General features: G+C 41.7%; 19 protein-coding genes. 15 read left to right on the forward strand and 4 right to left on the reverse strand.

Going from position 1 to position 18,260, the window contains the following annotated elements; all coding sequences use genetic code 11:
- Positions 1 to 4 precede the first annotated feature (4 nt).
- The 6 genes from modA (at position 5) to FTU13_RS06905 (ending at position 4,591) form a co-directional block, all read left to right on the forward strand.
- Positions 5 to 766: a molybdate ABC transporter substrate-binding protein gene (gene modA / locus FTU13_RS06880; RefSeq protein ID WP_180127568.1), complete on the forward strand. Its 762-nt coding sequence runs from the start codon at positions 5 to 7 to the stop codon at positions 764 to 766.
- A gap of 3 nt (positions 767 to 769) precedes the next feature.
- Positions 770 to 1,468, forward strand: a complete 699-nt coding sequence (modB, locus tag FTU13_RS06885) for a molybdate ABC transporter permease subunit (RefSeq protein ID WP_180127566.1) — start codon at positions 770 to 772, stop codon at positions 1,466 to 1,468.
- Entirely contained in the window at positions 1,455 to 2,093 is a 639-nt protein-coding gene (locus FTU13_RS06890) for an ATP-binding cassette domain-containing protein (protein WP_180127564.1), read from the forward strand. Before modB ends, FTU13_RS06890 begins: the two co-directional genes overlap by 14 nt.
- Positions 2,094 to 2,306: 213 nt before the next feature.
- Positions 2,307 to 3,710 (forward strand): amino acid permease, encoded by a 1,404-nt coding sequence (locus FTU13_RS06895; protein WP_180127562.1) that lies wholly within the window; start codon positions 2,307 to 2,309, stop codon positions 3,708 to 3,710.
- Between the two features lie 237 nt (positions 3,711 to 3,947).
- Complete coding sequence (locus tag FTU13_RS17440; RefSeq protein WP_257226731.1) at positions 3,948 to 4,187, forward strand: hypothetical protein; 240 nt, start codon at positions 3,948 to 3,950, stop codon at positions 4,185 to 4,187.
- 194 nt (positions 4,188 to 4,381) lie between these two features.
- Positions 4,382 to 4,591: a hypothetical protein gene (locus FTU13_RS06905; RefSeq protein ID WP_180127560.1), complete on the forward strand. Its 210-nt coding sequence runs from the start codon at positions 4,382 to 4,384 to the stop codon at positions 4,589 to 4,591.
- A 59-nt stretch (positions 4,592 to 4,650) separates the two neighbouring features.
- Here the strand turns inward: FTU13_RS06905 and FTU13_RS06910 are convergent, their stop codons facing one another.
- The 4 genes from FTU13_RS06910 to paaZ form a co-directional block, all read right to left on the reverse strand.
- Positions 4,651 to 5,349 carry a DUF1826 domain-containing protein gene (locus FTU13_RS06910; RefSeq protein ID WP_180127558.1) on the reverse strand — a complete coding sequence of 233 codons (699 nt, stop codon included), beginning with the start codon at positions 5,347 to 5,349 and terminating at the stop codon, positions 4,651 to 4,653.
- A gap of 128 nt (positions 5,350 to 5,477) precedes the next feature.
- Positions 5,478 to 5,714: a VF530 family DNA-binding protein gene (locus FTU13_RS06915; RefSeq protein WP_078190681.1), complete on the reverse strand. Its 237-nt coding sequence runs from the start codon at positions 5,712 to 5,714 to the stop codon at positions 5,478 to 5,480.
- Between the two features lie 397 nt (positions 5,715 to 6,111).
- Entirely contained in the window at positions 6,112 to 7,497 is a 1,386-nt protein-coding gene (locus tag FTU13_RS06920; RefSeq protein WP_180107020.1) for an MFS transporter, read from the reverse strand.
- Positions 7,498 to 7,798: 301 nt separating this feature from the next.
- Complete coding sequence (gene paaZ, locus FTU13_RS06925; protein ID WP_180127556.1) at positions 7,799 to 9,913, reverse strand: phenylacetic acid degradation bifunctional protein PaaZ; 2,115 nt, start codon at positions 9,911 to 9,913, stop codon at positions 7,799 to 7,801.
- 262 nt (positions 9,914 to 10,175) lie between these two features.
- Here paaZ and paaA point away from each other — a divergent pair, with 262 nt between their 5' ends.
- The 9 genes from paaA to pcaF all read left to right on the forward strand — a co-directional run bounded on the left by paaA (position 10,176) and on the right by pcaF (position 18,236).
- Positions 10,176 to 11,120, forward strand: a complete 945-nt coding sequence (paaA, locus tag FTU13_RS06930) for a 1,2-phenylacetyl-CoA epoxidase subunit PaaA (RefSeq protein ID WP_111884663.1) — start codon at positions 10,176 to 10,178, stop codon at positions 11,118 to 11,120.
- A gap of 37 nt (positions 11,121 to 11,157) precedes the next feature.
- Positions 11,158 to 11,448 carry a 1,2-phenylacetyl-CoA epoxidase subunit PaaB gene (gene paaB / locus FTU13_RS06935; RefSeq protein ID WP_180127554.1) on the forward strand — a complete coding sequence of 97 codons (291 nt, stop codon included), beginning with the start codon at positions 11,158 to 11,160 and terminating at the stop codon, positions 11,446 to 11,448.
- A gap of 15 nt (positions 11,449 to 11,463) precedes the next feature.
- A complete protein-coding gene (gene paaC / locus FTU13_RS06940; RefSeq protein WP_078193736.1) occupies positions 11,464 to 12,219 on the forward strand; it encodes a 1,2-phenylacetyl-CoA epoxidase subunit PaaC in 756 nt (251 codons plus the stop codon).
- 27 nt (positions 12,220 to 12,246) lie between these two features.
- Positions 12,247 to 12,747 carry a 1,2-phenylacetyl-CoA epoxidase subunit PaaD gene (gene paaD, locus FTU13_RS06945; protein ID WP_180127552.1) on the forward strand — a complete coding sequence of 167 codons (501 nt, stop codon included), beginning with the start codon at positions 12,247 to 12,249 and terminating at the stop codon, positions 12,745 to 12,747.
- Between the two features lie 61 nt (positions 12,748 to 12,808).
- Positions 12,809 to 13,867 carry a 1,2-phenylacetyl-CoA epoxidase subunit PaaE gene (paaE, locus tag FTU13_RS06950; RefSeq protein WP_180127550.1) on the forward strand — a complete coding sequence of 353 codons (1,059 nt, stop codon included), beginning with the start codon at positions 12,809 to 12,811 and terminating at the stop codon, positions 13,865 to 13,867.
- Between the two features lie 25 nt (positions 13,868 to 13,892).
- Positions 13,893 to 14,663, forward strand: coding sequence for an enoyl-CoA hydratase-related protein (locus FTU13_RS06955; protein WP_180127747.1), 771 nt, complete (start codon positions 13,893 to 13,895; stop codon positions 14,661 to 14,663).
- Entirely contained in the window at positions 14,663 to 15,454 is a 792-nt protein-coding gene (gene paaG, locus FTU13_RS06960; protein WP_180127548.1) for a 2-(1,2-epoxy-1,2-dihydrophenyl)acetyl-CoA isomerase PaaG, read from the forward strand. The genes FTU13_RS06955 and paaG overlap by 1 nt, the downstream gene beginning before the upstream one ends.
- Positions 15,455 to 15,457: 3 nt before the next feature.
- Positions 15,458 to 17,005 carry a 3-hydroxyacyl-CoA dehydrogenase gene (locus FTU13_RS06965; RefSeq protein WP_180127546.1) on the forward strand — a complete coding sequence of 516 codons (1,548 nt, stop codon included), beginning with the start codon at positions 15,458 to 15,460 and terminating at the stop codon, positions 17,003 to 17,005.
- Positions 17,006 to 17,015: 10 nt separating this feature from the next.
- On the forward strand, positions 17,016 to 18,236 hold the full coding sequence (gene pcaF / locus FTU13_RS06970; RefSeq protein WP_180127544.1) for a 3-oxoadipyl-CoA thiolase: 1,221 nt from the start codon (positions 17,016 to 17,018) through the stop codon (positions 18,234 to 18,236).
- The last annotated feature ends 24 nt before the right edge of the window (positions 18,237 to 18,260 follow it).

The raw sequence follows: 18,260 nt of genomic DNA on the forward strand, positions 1-18,260 counted from the left end.
TGCTATGCGATTCAAATTTATTTTAGCAGTAGGACTGAGCTTCATTGCTGGCGCATCTCAGGCGGAAACAGTCAAAATTTATGCTGCAGCCAGTTTAAGCAATGCTATCAGCGATATTGCAAAGCAATATCAGGCACAGAATCCAGACATCAAAATTGTACCGGTATTTGGCGCGTCATCTGCTTTAGCCAAACAAATTGAAGCCGGTGCGCCAAGTGATTTGTATTTTTCAGCAGATGTGGACTGGATGAATTATTTGGTGCAAAAACAGAAAATACCTGCAAAGCAAGTATTCAACATGCTAAGTAATGATTTGGTGCTGATTACGCCTAAAGCGGTGAATATGCAATTTAAAGCCGTGCCGCAGTTTAATTTTGCCAAGGCATTCAAAGGTCACTTATGTACAGGGCAAATGGAGTCTGTACCTGCTGGAAAATATGCCAAACAAAGCCTAACCAAGTTGGGCTGGCTATCAAGTTTGAATGGAAGGATTGTCGGGACAGATGATGTACGATCGGCTTTGGCTTTTGTTGAACGCGGTGAGTGCCAAGCGGGGATTGTTTACCGTACCGATGCGCTGATCAGTTCTAAAGTTAAAATAGCCGGGATTTTTCCAAATCAAACTCATCAACCGATCATTTATCCATTGGCTTTAACACATCAAGGCGCAGCTAAACCTGAGGCCGTGAAGTTTTACCGTTATCTTAAAGACCATGCGCAAAGCAAAATGCTTTTTAAGCATTATGGCTTTGGTGTGAAAGGCTAAAGCATGCTCAGCCCAGAAGAGTGGAGCGCCTTGTTTCTGTCGGCTAAGGTTGCCGTTTGCGCCACTGTATTTTGCTTGCCATTTGCTATTGGGCTGGCTTGGGTGCTGGCGCGCTATGAGTTTCATTTGAAATTTTTAGTCGAAGCGCTGTTACAAATGCCGATGGTGCTGCCGCCGGTGGTTTTAGGTTATCTGCTATTGGTGCTGTTTGGTTCAAATGGCTGGATCGGCAAGCTGCTCAATGAATGGGGCACTCAACTGGCTTTTAATTGGAAAGGCGCCGTTTTAGCATCCATGATTGTGTCATTTCCGCTGATTGTGCAGCCGATCCGTTTGTCTTTTCAAATGATTAATCAGCAGCTGGAGCAGGTTGCAGGCTCACTAGGCGCGCATCCGTTACGGGTATTTGCATCAATTAGCCTGCCGCTGGCATTGCCGGGCATTTTAATCGGGAGCATTTTAGGATTTAGCCGAAGTTTAGGCGAATTTGGCGCAACCATTACCTTTGTGGGTAATATTCCTGATGAAACCCGAACCATTCCAATTGCTATCTATTCGCTGATACAGCAGCCCAATGGCGAAGAATCCGCAATGCGTTTAGTGATCCTTTCACTGCTGGCGGCTTTTGGCGCATTGATTGCCAATTATTATATTTTACAGCGCTATCAGCGAAAACTCGGAGCCGGCCATGCTTCAGTGTGATTTTCAGTTTCAATATGCAGATTTTCAATTGCAGGCTCGGCTGCAGATGCAAGAACAGCTGCTTGGCATTATGGGGCCATCAGGCAGCGGCAAGTCTACGCTGCTGAAAAATTTGGTTGGTTTGCTGCAGCCGCAGCAAGGTTATATATCGCTGAATCAGCGTGATGTGTTCGATACGGCGCAGAAGATTAATGTGCCGATGCATCAACGCAGTATTGCGCTGATTTTTCAAAAAGCATGGCTTTTTCCGCATATGAATGTGCAGCAAAATCTGCAATATGCGGAGAACTTAGGCGCTCAGGAAAATGCGAAATTTAAATTTGAGCAAGTGACTAATCTGCTTGAGTTACAGCCACTGCTTAAACGGCGGGCGCATGAACTTTCTGGCGGTGAGGCGCAGCGCGTTTCCATAGGACGCGCATTGCTGTCACAGCCTGACTTACTGCTGTTAGATGAACCGCTGACAGGACTGGACCGCAGGCTGAAAGATCAAATATTGCCATTTTTAAACACGATGAAAGAACAGTTGGCGCTGCCGATGATATATGTTACGCATCATGGCGATGAGTTAGATTATTTAAAAGCCCATATTTTGTATATAGAAAATGGTCAAATAAGTTTTTAAATAAATATAAATTATATAAGTAATAACAGTGTATTAGATAAAAAAATGGTATTAAGCTGCATCTTAAAGTTTTGATTAGAACTATGAAAAACTCATTTTCTAGATTAAATTGTTACAAAACAAGGGAGAACACAGCGTTTTCCCTTTTTTATTCCTAATGATCTTGGAAATAATGATTTGTACGACTGACCGTGCAGACAGGGAATCTAATCGATGCATGATGATAGCTTAGCCACACATAATTCAACTGCAAAACTGGGTGCAGGGCTATCTAATCGGCATATTACAATGATCAGTATTGGTGGTGTAATTGGTGCTGGACTGTTTGTTGGATCATCTGCTGCGATTGCAAAAGCAGGGCCTGCCGCCGTTCTTGCTTATATTACTACCAGTATTTTGGTTTTTTTAATCATGCGAATGTTGGGAGAAATGGCTGTAGCTCAACCTGACACCGGCTCATTTTCAACCTATGCAAGAAAAGCCATTGGGCCTTGGGCGGGCTTTACCATCGGATGGTTATATTGGTGGTTTTGGGTTTTAGTTATTCCAATTGAAGCAATCGCTGGTGCAGAAATTCTGCATGCATGGTTTCCATCAATATCCAGCGCTGTTTTTGCCACTTTTTTTATTATTCTCCTCAGTTTGGCCAACTTTTTTAGTACTCGAAGTTTTGGTGAGTTTGAATTTTGGTTTTCTCTGATAAAAGTCTTGGCTATTGTAATTTTTATCGGCATTGGACTCACCGCCATATTGGGGTTTTGGCCCTTAGCACCTGATGTGAGTGGTGTAGAAAATCTGTTCAAAAATGATGGATTTATGCCAAATGGCCTGGGTGGCGTACTTTCTGCAATATTGATTTCAGCATTTTCATTTTTTGGCGTAGAAATCTTATCGATCGCTGCAGCAGAATCAAAAGATCCTGAGCAAAAAATTAAACGCGCAACCAATTTAGTACTGTATCGGGTCATCTTATTTTTTGTGGTTTCAATTTTTATAACGGTTGCACTGGTAGATTGGCGTTCACCACAATTACAACAATTAGGCACTTTCCAATATGTCTTGGTAAGTTTAAATGTCCCTCAATCAAAATTGATTATTGATAGTGTAGTCTTTATTGCGGTTGCAAGTTGTATGAATGCTGCACTTTATAGTTCATCAAGGATGCTATTTTCATTGGGGACACGCAAAGAAGCACCTCAATGGGTCACATCAATTAATGCCTCTGGTGTGCCTGCAATTGCAGTATTGGCATCGTCTGTAGTGGGCTTAATTTGCTGTGCAGTCAATTATTTATTTCCAGGCCAAGTATTTGGATTTTTACTGTCTACAACAGGTTCAATTGCCTTATTGGTTTATTTAGTGATTGCATTTTCACAGCTTAAATTGAGAACACAAATCGAAAAAAATGGAACTGAGGTTGCGTTTAAAATGTGGCTATTTCCATGGCTGACATGGGCAGTCATTTTGGTGATCTTAAGTGTGCTGATCTATATGTTTTTATCTCCAGCCTACAGTTATGAGACTTCATTATCTTTAGGTGTTACGACATTGGTGGTGCTCTGCGGCATAGTGGTGACAAGAAAAGCTAAGTTGAAGAATGATTCCGAACTAAATTAAAAAAAGTTTCGCTGATAAAAATCGTAATCATGAACCAATGGATTGTCTTTAGAATGTGCCGTGTCAGGGGATTAAAGCGAATGCGTTACGTTATATCTCTATGGCAATCCATTTTTAAGACAAATTCAAAGATTCACTTGACCTTCGACCGACTCCAAGCTTTATAATCGTTAAAATTTTCTTGATTGATACAATATGTGTTCTGCGACATGGATAACAGTTTTAGTCGGATTGTTCATGTTCCAAAGCCTTTGGAACGTGGCAGCCGCTTTCTGTGTGCATGAAGAGCAAACCCAAGTTGTTCAAAGCTATCATTTTGGTCATCATCAAAATACCTTATGCGTCAGCAGTGAAACCAATCCACAGCATTCGTTGCATCAAGCATCTGAATCAAGTAATAAACCAGTCAAAAATACCGCAAGTGATCTGCAACTCGGTGAAGATTATCAACAGTATTTGCCGTCTATGACGCATTAGATTGTACAAAATCAACAATCGATTCTTTTTATTGCGCATCAGGCCTTTGAATATTTGCCAAAATTTGTTTGGACGAATCTTTATCAAGCGCCTGATCTCTTACTGCAAACACCTCCTCCTGTTTATGCCCCGCTAATGGCGGGATAGCCTAAAGCATTCCCGCCACTTTTTTTAATAAATGAGTGGGAAAAATCATGTCTTTATATTTTACGGCGTTTATACGTCTAGGCTTAGCTGTCGGTATTTCGACGGCCTTACAAAGTATGTTTGCCGAAAATGTCAGCAGTTTTGAATCTACATTTGCCAAGGTACAAAACGACCAAGCACAAACAGATATTTGGCTACTGCCAGTCCTTTACCGCTGCCTTAATACAGCTCGATCTCAATTACGGTTCATTCATTAGACAGAATGGATCGTATGGACTCAGGATTTATCAATATTTAAAATCAGCAAATCAGCAAATCAGCAAATCAGCATAAGCCGATACTCACCTGCATTTTCAACAGGTGCGCGGTGCACACAAGGCAATACGGGCTGTGTAGGATGATCCACCGCTAAACGCCATAGATGACCATTTCCTAGATTTACAGGCACAGCATTGTCTTTGAGCTGATAATGTAAATCAAAAAAATATTCTGATAAAAAATCATCAAATTCTGAGTCAGGGCCATCGTATAAAGCTTTGAGTTGCTCTCGTATTTCAGGAATTAAGATTTTTTGTGTGACTTGATCATTTGGCACAATATCACTGGAAGCACCATAATACGTACATAAAAAGGTATCGGTAGCGATGGATGATCGATCAACATGAAAAGAATAAACATCGGTTGAGATGAAATCGAATTCATCATCGCGTTCATAACATTTAAGCAAATTCAGCGAGGGTGATGCACCAAATGCTGTTAATTGTTGCATGTCATTTAAAATGATTTCTCTAGCTAAATGACCTTGCGCTGAAAGCTTTAATTCCTTCAGATCATCTATGGAAATTTCGGTTATATTTTCAATCAGTTCGAGTTTTTCGACTATTTCTTTAAAGTCGCCTTGTAAGCTACGTTGCCAGCAAAGCGCATTCATTTGACCTTCAAAATGACGATGAATCAATTCAGAAAATGTAGTGACTACACCAATTTGAGGATGCTGGGAAAAAGGATTGCTCATAATAGGGATCGAATTAAATCTAAGGCGAAAATACTGCGTGCAAGGAATAGCTAGAAGGATTCAGCAGTTTCATTTTATCTTAAAACACAAACTGCTATACAAGATTATTTGAGCTTAGGTATTAATCGTTATGCTTTCTGTTTGGCATTTTGGCGTAAGACATACAAATATAAGCTTTCTACTTTTTCACGTGCCCAAGGTGTAGTACGTAAGAATCGTAGTGATGATTTAACGCTTGGATCTATGCAAAAACATCTAATTTCAATTTTACGGCTTAAGCCCTCAAAACCGCCGTAGTAATCCAATAATTCATCCAAGATGTCAGCAAGTTTTTTGCCGTGTAAAGGGTCATTGGAGGTGCTCATATTAGATCAATCGTATTTTGGGAGACGATCATTATAACCTGAGCGAGTTGAAAAAAGTGGGAGCTTGAACTGAAATGTGATTCATATTCAATATTTAACATATTTCCGAAGCCATTTTGCAAGACTAAAATTTCTTAAAAACAAAGAAACACTCTAGATAAGATCTTGGGTATGAGATTTATAAGCGTAAAATTAATAAAAGAAGAATTAACATTCATAAAATAATTAATTTAAACAATTCATTTTTAGTTAGTCAGCCTATACTTCTTTTGACTGTTAGTATATGCAGAAATTTATAAGCATCAGTCAAGAAAAAAACTCGGATTGAAAAGTCCGAGTCAAGTCTTATTTTTAATGACATGGTGTGCAAGTCATTTAAAAAATCTAAACGCTTAGATTATTTCCAAATAAATGGCGATTTCTTTTGTGCATTCTCAGCTTCATCGGTTGGTTCCAGTGTAATACCTGTGCGGTCTTTAAGTACACAGATTGCAATGAAAGCAATAACAGCCATAACCGTCAGATAGGTGCTTACCAAGAAAATGCCGTTAGCTTTAGTGATTAAAGCTGCAGCAATCAGGGGAGCAAATGCACCACCAATGATTGAACCCAGTGCATAAGTAATCGAAATACCAGAGAATCGAATAGATGCAGGAAAGAGTTCAGAATAATAAACAGCTTGCACACCATAGGTGATTCCAATTCCCATAGCGAGTATTGCTAAACCAAGCATAATGTATACATATTCACCAGTGCTAACCAATGGGAATAAGAATAGTGCAGTTAAAATTTGGATGATTGAACCTAAAATATAAATAGGTTTTCGACCAAATTTATCGGACATGACTGCTGAAAGCCAAGTAAAGAATGTCCAAATGACTGCAGAAGTACAAACTAAACTCAAAATTGTTGGTCGATCTAATGCCATGCCATTTGGATTAGTAGTAAAACTTTGAATGAAACCGCCTGCTGTCATATAACCAAGTGAAGTTGTACCAGCAGTAAGAAGGGAAGCTGTTAAAATAAGTTTTTTATACTCAGAAAATAGTTCCCGTATTGGTTTTTTTGCTGTGCTTTTACGCTCTTTTAATTGTTCGAACACTGGACTTTCTTCAACTGAGCGACGAATCCAATAGCCTAAACCAAATAAAATAATACTGAGTAAAAATGGTACGCGCCATCCCCATTCTAAAAATGCGTCACCAGGAGAAACATAAGCGGTCATAATCACCAGAACAAAGGATGCAAGTAACAAACCTAGTGGTACACCTAACTGTGGAAATGAACTAAATAAGCCACGTTTTTTGGTAGGAGCGTGTTCAACAGCCATTAATACAGCTCCACCCCATTCACCACCTGCAGAAATACCTTGTAAAATACGCAATAAAATTAAAATAATCGGAGCTGCGATACCAATATTCTCATAGGTTGGAAGTAAACCAATCATGGTCGTTGTCCCACCCATCAAAAGCAAAGTCATAGCGAGTACAGCTTTACGTCCTAATTTATCGCCAAAGTAACCTGCAATAAAGGCACCAAATGGTCTGAAAATAAAACTAATACCAATCGAGGCGAAGACTAATAGAGTTCCGAAAGCAGGTCCGGCAGGTGTAAAAAAAAGTTGGTTAAAAACTAAACCTGCAACAGCAGCATAAATAAAATAATCATACCACTCGATGGTGGTACCAACGATGGTTGCTAAAGCAATTTTCTGTGTACTCGATTGTTCGGGGATATCCAGTGCAAGTTCTGGTGTATTCATTTCTATTTGCGAATTATTCATGCGAAATTCCTTTTATTCATGTCCATATAACTACCTACTTTGATTAAAATGGCAGGTTGCTTGATGCAACCAACTGTTTCTATAACCATTGTTTTGTCATTCATTTTGCAACTTCCTGTGCAAAGCTATTATTGAAATATATTTGATACATTTATTATTTATTTTAATTTTAAAAAGTATCATTAATCGAATTTAGGTTGAAATTCATTATTCGTCAATGCTATTTACAAAAAAAGATACAGATATATCTATGAAATAAAAAAAAGGAATCATATTGATTCCTTTTTTGGTCGAGTCGAAATTATACATCACGCTCGACAAGCGTTAAGATGTCATAGGTTGCAACCAATTCACCACGTTGGTTTTTCACTTTAATGTCCCACACCACCACGCCGTGAGGTTTTTGTTCAGGATCACGCAAGGTTTTTGGTGTTTTTTGCTTGCAGGTCAGTTCCACTTGAATGGTGTCACCAATTTTGACCGGCTCAACAAAACGTAAATTATCCATACCATAGTTGGCAATGACTGGGCCTGCTGCAGCATCGACAAAGAGACCCGCTGCGGCAGACACAATAAAGTAACCATGCGCAACGCGTTCACCAAACAAAGACTCTGCCGCAGCAATTTTATCCATGTGCGCATAGAAGTAGTCGCCACTTAAACCACCAAAATTGACGATATCTGCTTCGGTAATGGTGCGTCGTGCAGTCAGTAAACGCTCACCAATACGCAGTTCATCAAATGACTTTTTAAATGGATGCACGCGATCTTCAAAGACTTGTGCACCTGCTGTCCAGCGATGACCAATTTGGGTTAACACATTTGGTGAGCCTTGTAATGCTGTACGTTGCATATAATGTTTGACTGCACGTAAGCCTCCTAATTCTTCACCACCACCCGCACGCCCAGGTCCACCATGAACTAAAAGTGGTAGGGGGGAACCATGACCTGTACTTTCACGTGAACTTTCGGTATCTAGAATATGCAGGCGACCGTGCCATGGTGCAATTTTTGCGACTAAGCTTTCAATATTTTCATCCGCATTGCGTACAATGGACGCCACAAGACTGCCTTCACCTTTTGCAACCAAGGTTGCCAACTCGCTTTCTGTGCTATACGGCATCAGTGTGACCACAGGGCCAAAGGCCTCAACCTGATGGACGTGTTGTGCATCAAGTGGTTGACGGCAAAGTAAGACTGTAGGTGGATATAAGGCTGATTTTTCAGAATATGAACCATTTATAGTGATATCTTGGCGTAAATGACTGCCAAAAATAATGTCAGCATCTTGTGCCAATATTTCGACTTTTTCTGCAACATCGAGCTTTTGTTTATAGCTCGCCAAAGCACCCATCGTCACACCTTCTTGGCTTGGATCACCCAATACGACTTTTTTCAGCTTCTCAATTAAACTCTGTTGCACCGTCTCTAATAAAGCCGTAGGGACAAATGCTCGGCGAATCGCGGTACATTTTTGTCCGGCTTTGGTGGTCATTTCACGGAAAATTTCACGGACAAACAAATCAATGCTTTCATCTGAGGCTTGGGTTGTCAGGATGGCACTGTTGACTGAATCGGCTTCCATACTAAATGGAATGGAATAGGCATTTAAATGCGGATGTGCACGTAATTTTTGTCCCGTTGAGGCAGAACCAGTAAATGTCACGGTGTCCTGTTCATTTAAATGTTCAAAGAGATCGTAGGTTTGACCGCAGATCAGCTGTAATGCACCTTCAGGCAAGAAACCACTTTCATGAATGGCTTTCACCACCGCATGGGTCAACTGAGCACCTTCTGTTGCAGGTTTTACAATACACGGCACACCCGCCAATAAAGTCGGTGCAATTTTTTCCAACATTCCCCAAATCGGGAAGTTAAAGGCATTGATATGTACTGCTACGCCGGCTTTGGGACTCAGTAAATGCTTGGCACCAAATGAACCGTGTTTAGACAGTTGAATAAAATCATCTTCAATCCAAACTTTTTCATCGCTCAGCTCACGGCGGACTAAACTTGAGTAGGCAAATAATGTGCCGATACCACCTTCGATATCAATCCACGCATCTTTACGTGTACAGCCCGTTGCTGCGGCAAGGGCATAGTAGTCTTCTTTACGTTCCAATAAGTACTGTGCAATTTGCTTTAATGCATTGGCACGTTGATGAAAGGTCCAATTGGCAACACTAGAACCATGCGTTTTGGCATATTGCACCACGGCTTGAGTGTCAATGCCATGACTACTGACTTGGTAAATGGCTTGACCTGAAATGGCGTGAAATACTGTACGTAAGTCTGCTGATGCAACGTGTTCTTGTCCAAGAACCAATGAACTTAAGCGCAGTAAAGATTCCGATGGCTCATATTTGCCATCCACTGAAATGGTATTGTCTTGTGAATTTTGCTCAAGATCCAACATCGATATAACTCCATTTATGATACGTTGTTAATATTAAATTTATAATATGTGTTTCATAAATTGCATTCAAAAAAACAGATTGTCAATCAAATTCCCTGTTAAAAAAATTATTTTTTAGTATGAAAAAAATATTAATTAAATAAAAACAATATCTTATTAATAGATGTTAAAAATATTTATATGATACCAATAAAAATCAATTGAATTATTTTTTGTATCGTATTAATTTAAATCTAACGACACTTGGGATAAGTGAGACAACATGAACACGCAACAACAAAGATTTGATGACAACATTGTCAATAATGTATCGATTGAGCCAAAGGATTGGATGCCAGACGCTTATCGTAAAACTTTAATTCGCCAAATTGGACAACATGCACATTCTGAAGTGATTGGTATGTTGCCAGAAGGCAATTGGATTACCCGTGCGCCCACCCTAAAACGTAAAGCGGTATTACTTGCCAAAGTACAAGACGAAGCAGGTCACGCGTTATATCTCTATAGCGCAGCTGAGACCTTAGGCGCAGATCGTGACGATATGATGGATAAACTGATTGCAGGTCGCATGAAGTATTCATCAATCTTTAATTATCCAACCTTAAGTTGGGCAGATGTCGCAGCCATTGGTTGGTTGGTCGATGGCGCGGCGATTGTCAATCAGGTTGCTTTATGCCGTACCTCGTATGGTCCTTATGCACGTGCCATGGTGCGTATTTGTAAAGAAGAAAGTTTCCATCAACGTCAAGGCTTTGAAGCCATGATGCGTTTAGCAGAAGGCACACCTGAACAAAAACAAATGGCGCAAGATGCAGTCAATCGTTTTTGGTGGCCTGCACTCATGATGTTTGGTCCAAGTGATGACAATTCACCGAACAGTGAACAAAGCATGAATTGGAAAATTAAGCTGTTTAGTAATGATGCCTTACGTCAAAAATTCGTGGATAACACCGTGCCACAAGTTTTACAGCTTGGTTTAACTGTGCCAGATCCAGACCTGAAGTGGAATGAAGAGACCGGTCATTATGAGTTTGGTGAAGTGAATTGGACTGAATTCTTTAATGTGATCGCAGGTAAAGGTCCATGCAACCATGAACGTATTGAAGCACGTCGTAAAGCATGGGAAGGCGGCAAATGGGTTCGTGATGCAGCAGCAAGCTATGCCAAAAAACAACAGCAATTCAATGATACGCGCAAAATTGCATAAGCATTTACGTCATTAATGACATACAGGAAGTTTAATCATGGATAACAAAAACAATTGGTCTTTATACGAAGTCTTCGTACGTAGCAAACAAGGTTTAAGCCATCGACATGTGGGTAGCTTACGCGCACCGGATGATGAAATAGCCTTACAAAATGCGCGTGACGTGTATACCCGTCGCAACGAAGGTATCAGTATTTGGGTGGTCAAATCTGAGTTAATTACTTGTTCACAACCAGATGAAAAAGCGGAGTTTTTTGAACCACATTTGGATAAGGTTTACCGTCATCCAACCTTTTACAACATTCCACACGGCGTTGAGCATATGTAATTGGAGGATCACAGCATGACCAATAAAGTTTTATCCGAATTTCTATTACACATTGGTGATAGCCAACTGATTTTGTCACATCGTTTAGCAGAGTGGTGTGGGCACGCACCTGAACTTGAGCTTGATATCGCACTTGCGAATATTGGCTTGGACTTATTAGGTCAGGCACGTACTGCGCTTTCACTGGCAGGGAGTATTGAAGGTTTAGGACGTGATGAAGATCGTTTAGCGTACTTCCGAACTGAGCGTGAATATCGCAATTTACTGCTCTGTGAACAACCCAATGGCGACTTTGCACAGACCATCGTACGTCAATGGTTAATGGATCATTATCATGCCTTGTTATTTGCCGCGTTAAGCAATAGCAACAATGCCGAACTGTCTGCCTTTGCGATTAAGTCTCTCAAAGAAGTGAAATATCACCAACGTTTTTCAACAGCTTGGATGGAACGTTTAAGCCTGGGTACGCAAGAAGCGCATGACAAGGTGCAACATGGATTAAATCAATTGTGGCGTTTCACCGAAGAGCTATTTGCACTGACCAACGATGAAAAACAATTGGTAGAAGCCGGCATTGTTCCTGACTTAACAATATTGCCTGCGAAATGGTTAGAACTTATTCAATCGGAATTAACGCGTTTCGAGCTTCAACTACCACAAGAGGGAGCCTACCGTAGCGGTGCCAAGCAAGGTTTGCATACTGAACATTTAGGTTATGTCCTTGCCGAGTTGCAATATTTACAACGCAGCTATCCAGAGATGGTGTGGTAATCACAGCGTTCACAGGGAGTGAGTGACATGAACCGAATTCAACACGTTGAGCAGCAATGTTGGGAGATTTTACAACAGGTGTCTGACCCAGAAATTCCGGTGTTATCGGTCTTGGATTTGGGCATGATTCGTGGTGTAGAAATCAATGCAAGCCAAGAGATTGTGGTGCGTTTGACACCAACCTATAGCGGTTGTCCTGCCACTGATTTACTCAAAGACGAAATCAAAACAGCGTTGTTGGCGCATGACATTCATCCTGTCAAAGTAGTGGTGGATTTATCTGAGGCATGGACCACGGATTGGATGAGTGAATCAGGTAAAGAAAAGCTACGTACATACGGTATTGCACCACCACAAGGTTCATCTCATCTGTGTGGTACGCATGTGGCGCTGATGGATGGCGTGGCTTGCCCACATTGTGGCAGTGCACATACACAGCTGTTAAGCGAGTTTAGTTCTACTGCATGTAAAGCCTTATACCGCTGCAAAGACTGCTTAGAACCTTTTGATTACTTTAAATGTATTTAATCTAATGGACATCGATGTGCACTGAACAGCACAGCAATAAAATAAAAGAAGGATTTTAACAATGAGTCAATTTATTCCCTTAACCATTAAATCAATCCAGCCGCAAACGGAAAATGCCATTTGTATTTCTTTTGCTGTGCAAGATGAACAAACCTCAGCGTTTCAATATCAACCAGGTCAACACCTGACTATTCGCCATCTCACAGAGCAAGGTGAAATTCGTCGTTGCTATTCGATTTGTAGCGATGTGCAAGAAGATATGAGTATTGCCATTAAAAAAATTGACCAAGGTCAATTTTCAACGTGGGCGAATGAACACCTCAAAGCAGGGGATGTGTTAGAGGTTATGCCACCTCAAGGGGTATTTTTCCAAAAAGCAGCAAAAGTCGGTGGACAACATTATTTAGGCTTTGCTGCAGGCAGTGGAATTACGCCAATTTTATCCATCGTGAAATCAGTGCTGAATCGTCAGCAAGATGCCACATTTACACTGGTTTATGGCAATCGTTCATGGAAACAAACCATGTTTGCTGAACAAATCATGGATCTTAAAGATCGCTTTCATCAGCGTTTGCAACTGGTGAATATTTTTTCACGTGAATTGAATGACAGCGAGATCTTTAACGGTCGTATTGATGCTGAAAAGCTCCAGCAGTTGGCTAAAGCCGGTTTGATTCGTACAGATACTGATCACTGCTTTGCCTGTGGTCCAGAAGAGATGATGACGGCCGTTGAGGAAATTTTGCCGACGCTAGGGATTGAGCGCAGCAAGATTCATACAGAACGTTTTAATACAGGTACGACTACAAAAGCATCAGCACAACAAGTTGCGCAGCGTAGTGAAGAAAAGGTCAACATTATTTTAGATGGTCGTGAGTTGATCATTGAGGTATCAAAACAAGATGACAGCATCCTCGATGCCGCATTACGTGCAGGTGCAGATTTACCTTATGCCTGTAAAGGTGGGGTGTGTGCCACCTGTAAGTGTAAGGTGCTTGAAGGTGAAGTCGAAATGGCCATCAACTACAGCCTTGAAGAGGATGAAGTTGCAAGAGGTTATGTCTTGAGCTGCCAAGCCCGTCCAACCACAGCTAATGTACGTTTAAGTTTTGATGAATAACGCCGTGTGGAATGAAAGTATGGACATGCAATATCTAAAAAGTAGTTCTCCCAAAACCGGTGTGGTGCTCATTGAACTGAATCGCCCTGAAAAACGCAATGCCTTAAACAATGCCACATTGCAAGAGCTCGCGGATTATCTAACAACCTTAGATAAAGACCGTGAAGTGCGTGCAGTCGTGATTACAGGTCATTCACAATGCTTTGCTGCAGGTGCGGATTTGAATGAGCTTGCCCAACTTGATGTGGTCAGCATTCAACAGGATCAACGACCACAGTTGTGGAAGCGGATTGATGAGTTTTCAAAGCCTTTAATTATGGCCGTCAACGGTTATGCCTTAGGCGCAGGTTTTGAGTTGGCATTGCATGGTGACATTGTGTTGAGTGGTGAAAATGCACAATTTGCTTTACCAGAAATTGGTTTAGGCATGTTGCCCGGGGCAGGTGGAACACAGCGTTTGGCACGTCTCGTCGGTCAGCAACTGTGTATGCGTTGGGCAATGACGGGTGAAATGATCAGCGCCCAGACCGCATTGCAACACGGGATCAGCAGTCAAATTTGCCCAACAGCTTTAACGGTGCAATATGCCGTTGAATTGGCCGAAAAAATTGCCAAGCAAGCACCCCTAGCGATTCGTGTGATTAAACAGTCGCTAAAAAGTATTCATGAAGTGACCCTAAGCCAGGGTTTAAAACTCGAGCGTCAACATTTTGTGTGGTTGGCAGCAACCCAAGATCGTCAGGAAGGCATTCAAGCTTTCTTAGAAAAAAGACAACCCGCATTTAGAGGTGTGTAATGGATTACCAAACAATTATTGTCGAAGAAAAAAATGCAGTCGGTTATTTAACGTTTAATCGTCCAAAGCAACTCAATAGCTTTAATGAAATCATGCATCAAGAAGTCTCAGGAGTTCTCAAAGCATGGGCAAAAAATGCTGAGATTCGTGCAGTGGTGATTTCTGCGGAAGGTCGAGGTTTTTGTGCAGGACAAGATTTAAGTGACCGCGTGGTTGATCCAAATGCCGATGCACCTGATTTAGGCCGCTCGATTGAAATGTATTATAACCCACTGATCAAACTGATTACTGAAATGCCGAAACCAGTGCTGTGTGCAGTGAATGGTGTAGCAGCGGGTGCAGGTGCCAACATTGCTTTGGCGTGTGACATTGTACTGGCTGCAAAATCAGCATCCTTTATTCAAGCCTTTTGTCGTTTAGGTTTAGTTCCAGATTCGGGTGGAACATGGTTTTTGCCACGTTTGGTTGGTCGTGCACAAGCAATGGCTTTGGCTATGCTTGGCGATAAGATTCCTGCTGAGCAAGCACAACAATTCGGCATGATTTGGCAAGTGGTTGAAGACGAAAAACTGAAAGCCGAAGCCAGCAAATTGGCAGAACATTTAGCGACACAACCCACTTATGGTTTGTCATTGATTAAAAAAGCCATTCATGCTGCAGCAGCTAATAGCCTCGATGAGCAATTGATTTTAGAACGTGATTTACAGCGTTTAGCAGGGCGTAGCAGTGACTATCGTGAAGGCGTACAAGCCTTTATGCAAAAACGTACACCACAATATACAGGATGCTAAATCATGGCAGAACTTCACTTACAGCATGCCCCTGTGGCAGTGATTGGTGCCGGTACCATGGGCATCGGCATTGCACAATTGGCGGCCATGCATGGCCATCCGACCCATGTGTATGATGTCGATCCACAACGTGTAGAAAGTGCTTTTGCTGCACTAAAACAGCAATTACAAAAACGTGTAGATGCCGGAAAAATGGCGGCTGATCTCTTGCAACTGACCTTGTCCAATTTAAACGTGGCAGCGGATTTACACGAATTAGCAGACAGCCAACTGATTGTAGAAGCGATTGTAGAAAACAAAGACGTTAAACAAAAGCTATTTCAACAGCTTGCTGATATCTGCTCGCCTGAGACGATCTTTGCATCCAATACATCTTCAATCTCGATTACTGCGATTGCTGCCAATATTCCACATCCAGAACGCGTGGTCGGTTTGCATTTCTTTAACCCCGCACCAGTGATGAAGTTAGTGGAAGTGATTGCAGGCTTAAAAACAGACCCAGCAATTTCTGATGCTTTAGTCAGCTTGATGACAGCATGGAAAAAAGTGCCAGTACGTGCCAAATCCACCCCAGGGTTTATCGTCAATCGTATAGCACGTCCTTATTATGCAGAAGCCTTCCGTGCCTTGCAGGAAAATGCCACCACACCTGAGCAGCTTGATTTTATCATGCGTGAATGTGGACGCTTTTCGATGGGGCCGTGTGAGCTGACCGATTTAATTGGCCAAGACATTAATTTTTCTGTCACACAGAGTGTCTATGATGCCTTTTTTGATGAACCGCGTTATCGTCCATCCTTAATTCAAAAAGAATTAGTCGATGCAGGCTGTTTCGGTCGCAAAACTCAACAGGGTTTTTATGACTATCGAACAGAACATTCTAAAAAAGTGTATCAACTCCCTGTGATTTACAGTAAATCACCTGAAAAAATTGAGGTGGTGGTCAAAGGTGATTGGTCACATTCACTGAGTTTAATCGCACTATTGCAACAATCTGCACATATTCATCTGCGTATTGAAGCGGCGCCAATGGCTGAAATTCTCATCGGTGATGTGTCTTTACGTTTATCAATGGGGCAATCTGCCGAAATTGATTATGCATCACAAAAAGTGGTGTTGATGGATTGGCATGGCGATTGGTCACAAGCCAAAGCCATTGCAGTTACAGCTTCACCAGCGTGTACAGCGATAGATCAAAAAACGATTGAACAGTTGTTTATCGGTCTAAATATTATTCCGATTTGGTCTCAGGATCATCCAGGATTATATGTACTGCGCACTATTGCCATGTTGGTCAATGAAGGATGCGAGGCCGTTTTACATCAAATTGCATCTGAACAAGACATTGATTCAGCCATGAAATTTGCTGTGAATTATCCTAAAGGACCATTCCAATGGGCACAAGAATTAGGATACAACATTATTTTACAGACTTTGCAAAATCTGTATCGTATTTATGGTGAAGAGCGTTATCGTCCTAATCTATATTTATTAAAAAAAGCGGCACAAGGACATGTGTCAACGCAGCAGCCATTACGCGCTGCCAGTTAAGGATAAAATGATGCAAGACGTATTTATTTTTGATGGGATTCGTACCCCAATTGGGCGCTATGCCGGTGGTTTAAGTAGTATTCGTACAGATGATTTGGCTGCATTGCCGATTCAGTATTTGAAGCAACAACATCCAAATTTGCCTTGGACGGAGGTCGATGAAGTGATTCTCGGCTGTGCCAACCAAGCGGGTGAAGACAATCGTAACGTGGCACGGATGGCAAGCTTGCTTGCCGGTTTACCTGATAGTGTACCTGCCATTACCGTGAACCGTTTATGTGCTTCAGGTTTAGATGCAGTGGGGCTTGCTTCACGTGCGATTAAATCGGGTGAAGCGCAGTTTGTATTAGCGGGTGGGGTGGAAAACATGTCACGTGCGCCCTTTGTTCAGTCTAAACCGACGAGTGCATTTAGCCGTACACCTGAAATTTTTGATACCACTATTGGTTGGCGTTTTATCAATCCGCTATTTAAAGCCAATTTTGGCGTCGACAGCATGCCTGAAACTGCTGAAAACGTGGCAGAAAAATACAATATCAGCCGTGCCGATCAAGACCAATTTGCCTACAACAGTCAGCAAAAAGTCGCAAAAGCACAGGCTGAAGGTCGCTTTGAGCGTGAGATTCTACCAGTCGAGATTAAAAGCAAAAAAGGTGTAGTGCGTGTTGTTCTCGATGAACATCCACGTGCAGAAACCACACTAGAGGCTTTAAATGCACTTAAAGCACCATTTCGTAAAGAAGGAGGTTCGGTCACAGCAGGCAATGCATCAGGTGTCAATGATGGTGCTGCATGTTTACTCTTAGGTAATAACGCCTTTGCTGAGCAGCATGGTTTAACTCCCCAAGTGAAAGTTTTAGGGATCGCAAGTGCTGGTGTAGAAGCACGTTATATGGGTATTGGGCCTGTACCTGCAGTGCGTAAAGTTTTAGCACAAACGGGCTTAACTTTAGAGCAAATGGATGTGATTGAACTCAATGAAGCCTTTGCAGCACAAGCTTTAGCTGTGATTCGTGAACTGGGTTTAGCGGATGATGATGCACGTATCAATCCAAATGGTGGTGCCATTGCTTTGGGCCATCCACTTGGCATGAGTGGTACACGTTTAGTCCTTACCGCAATGCATCAACTGAAAATTCAACAAGGAAAATATGCGCTGTGCACCATGTGTGTCGGTGTTGGGCAAGGTGTTGCCTTAATACTCGAAAATATCAATTCAGGACGTAATTGATTGACATAAAACAAGCTGTCGCGA

The sequence above is a fragment of the Acinetobacter sp. YH12064 genome (assembly GCF_013419735.1).
GTDB classification, from domain to species: Bacteria; Pseudomonadota; Gammaproteobacteria; order Pseudomonadales; family Moraxellaceae; genus Acinetobacter; species Acinetobacter amyesii.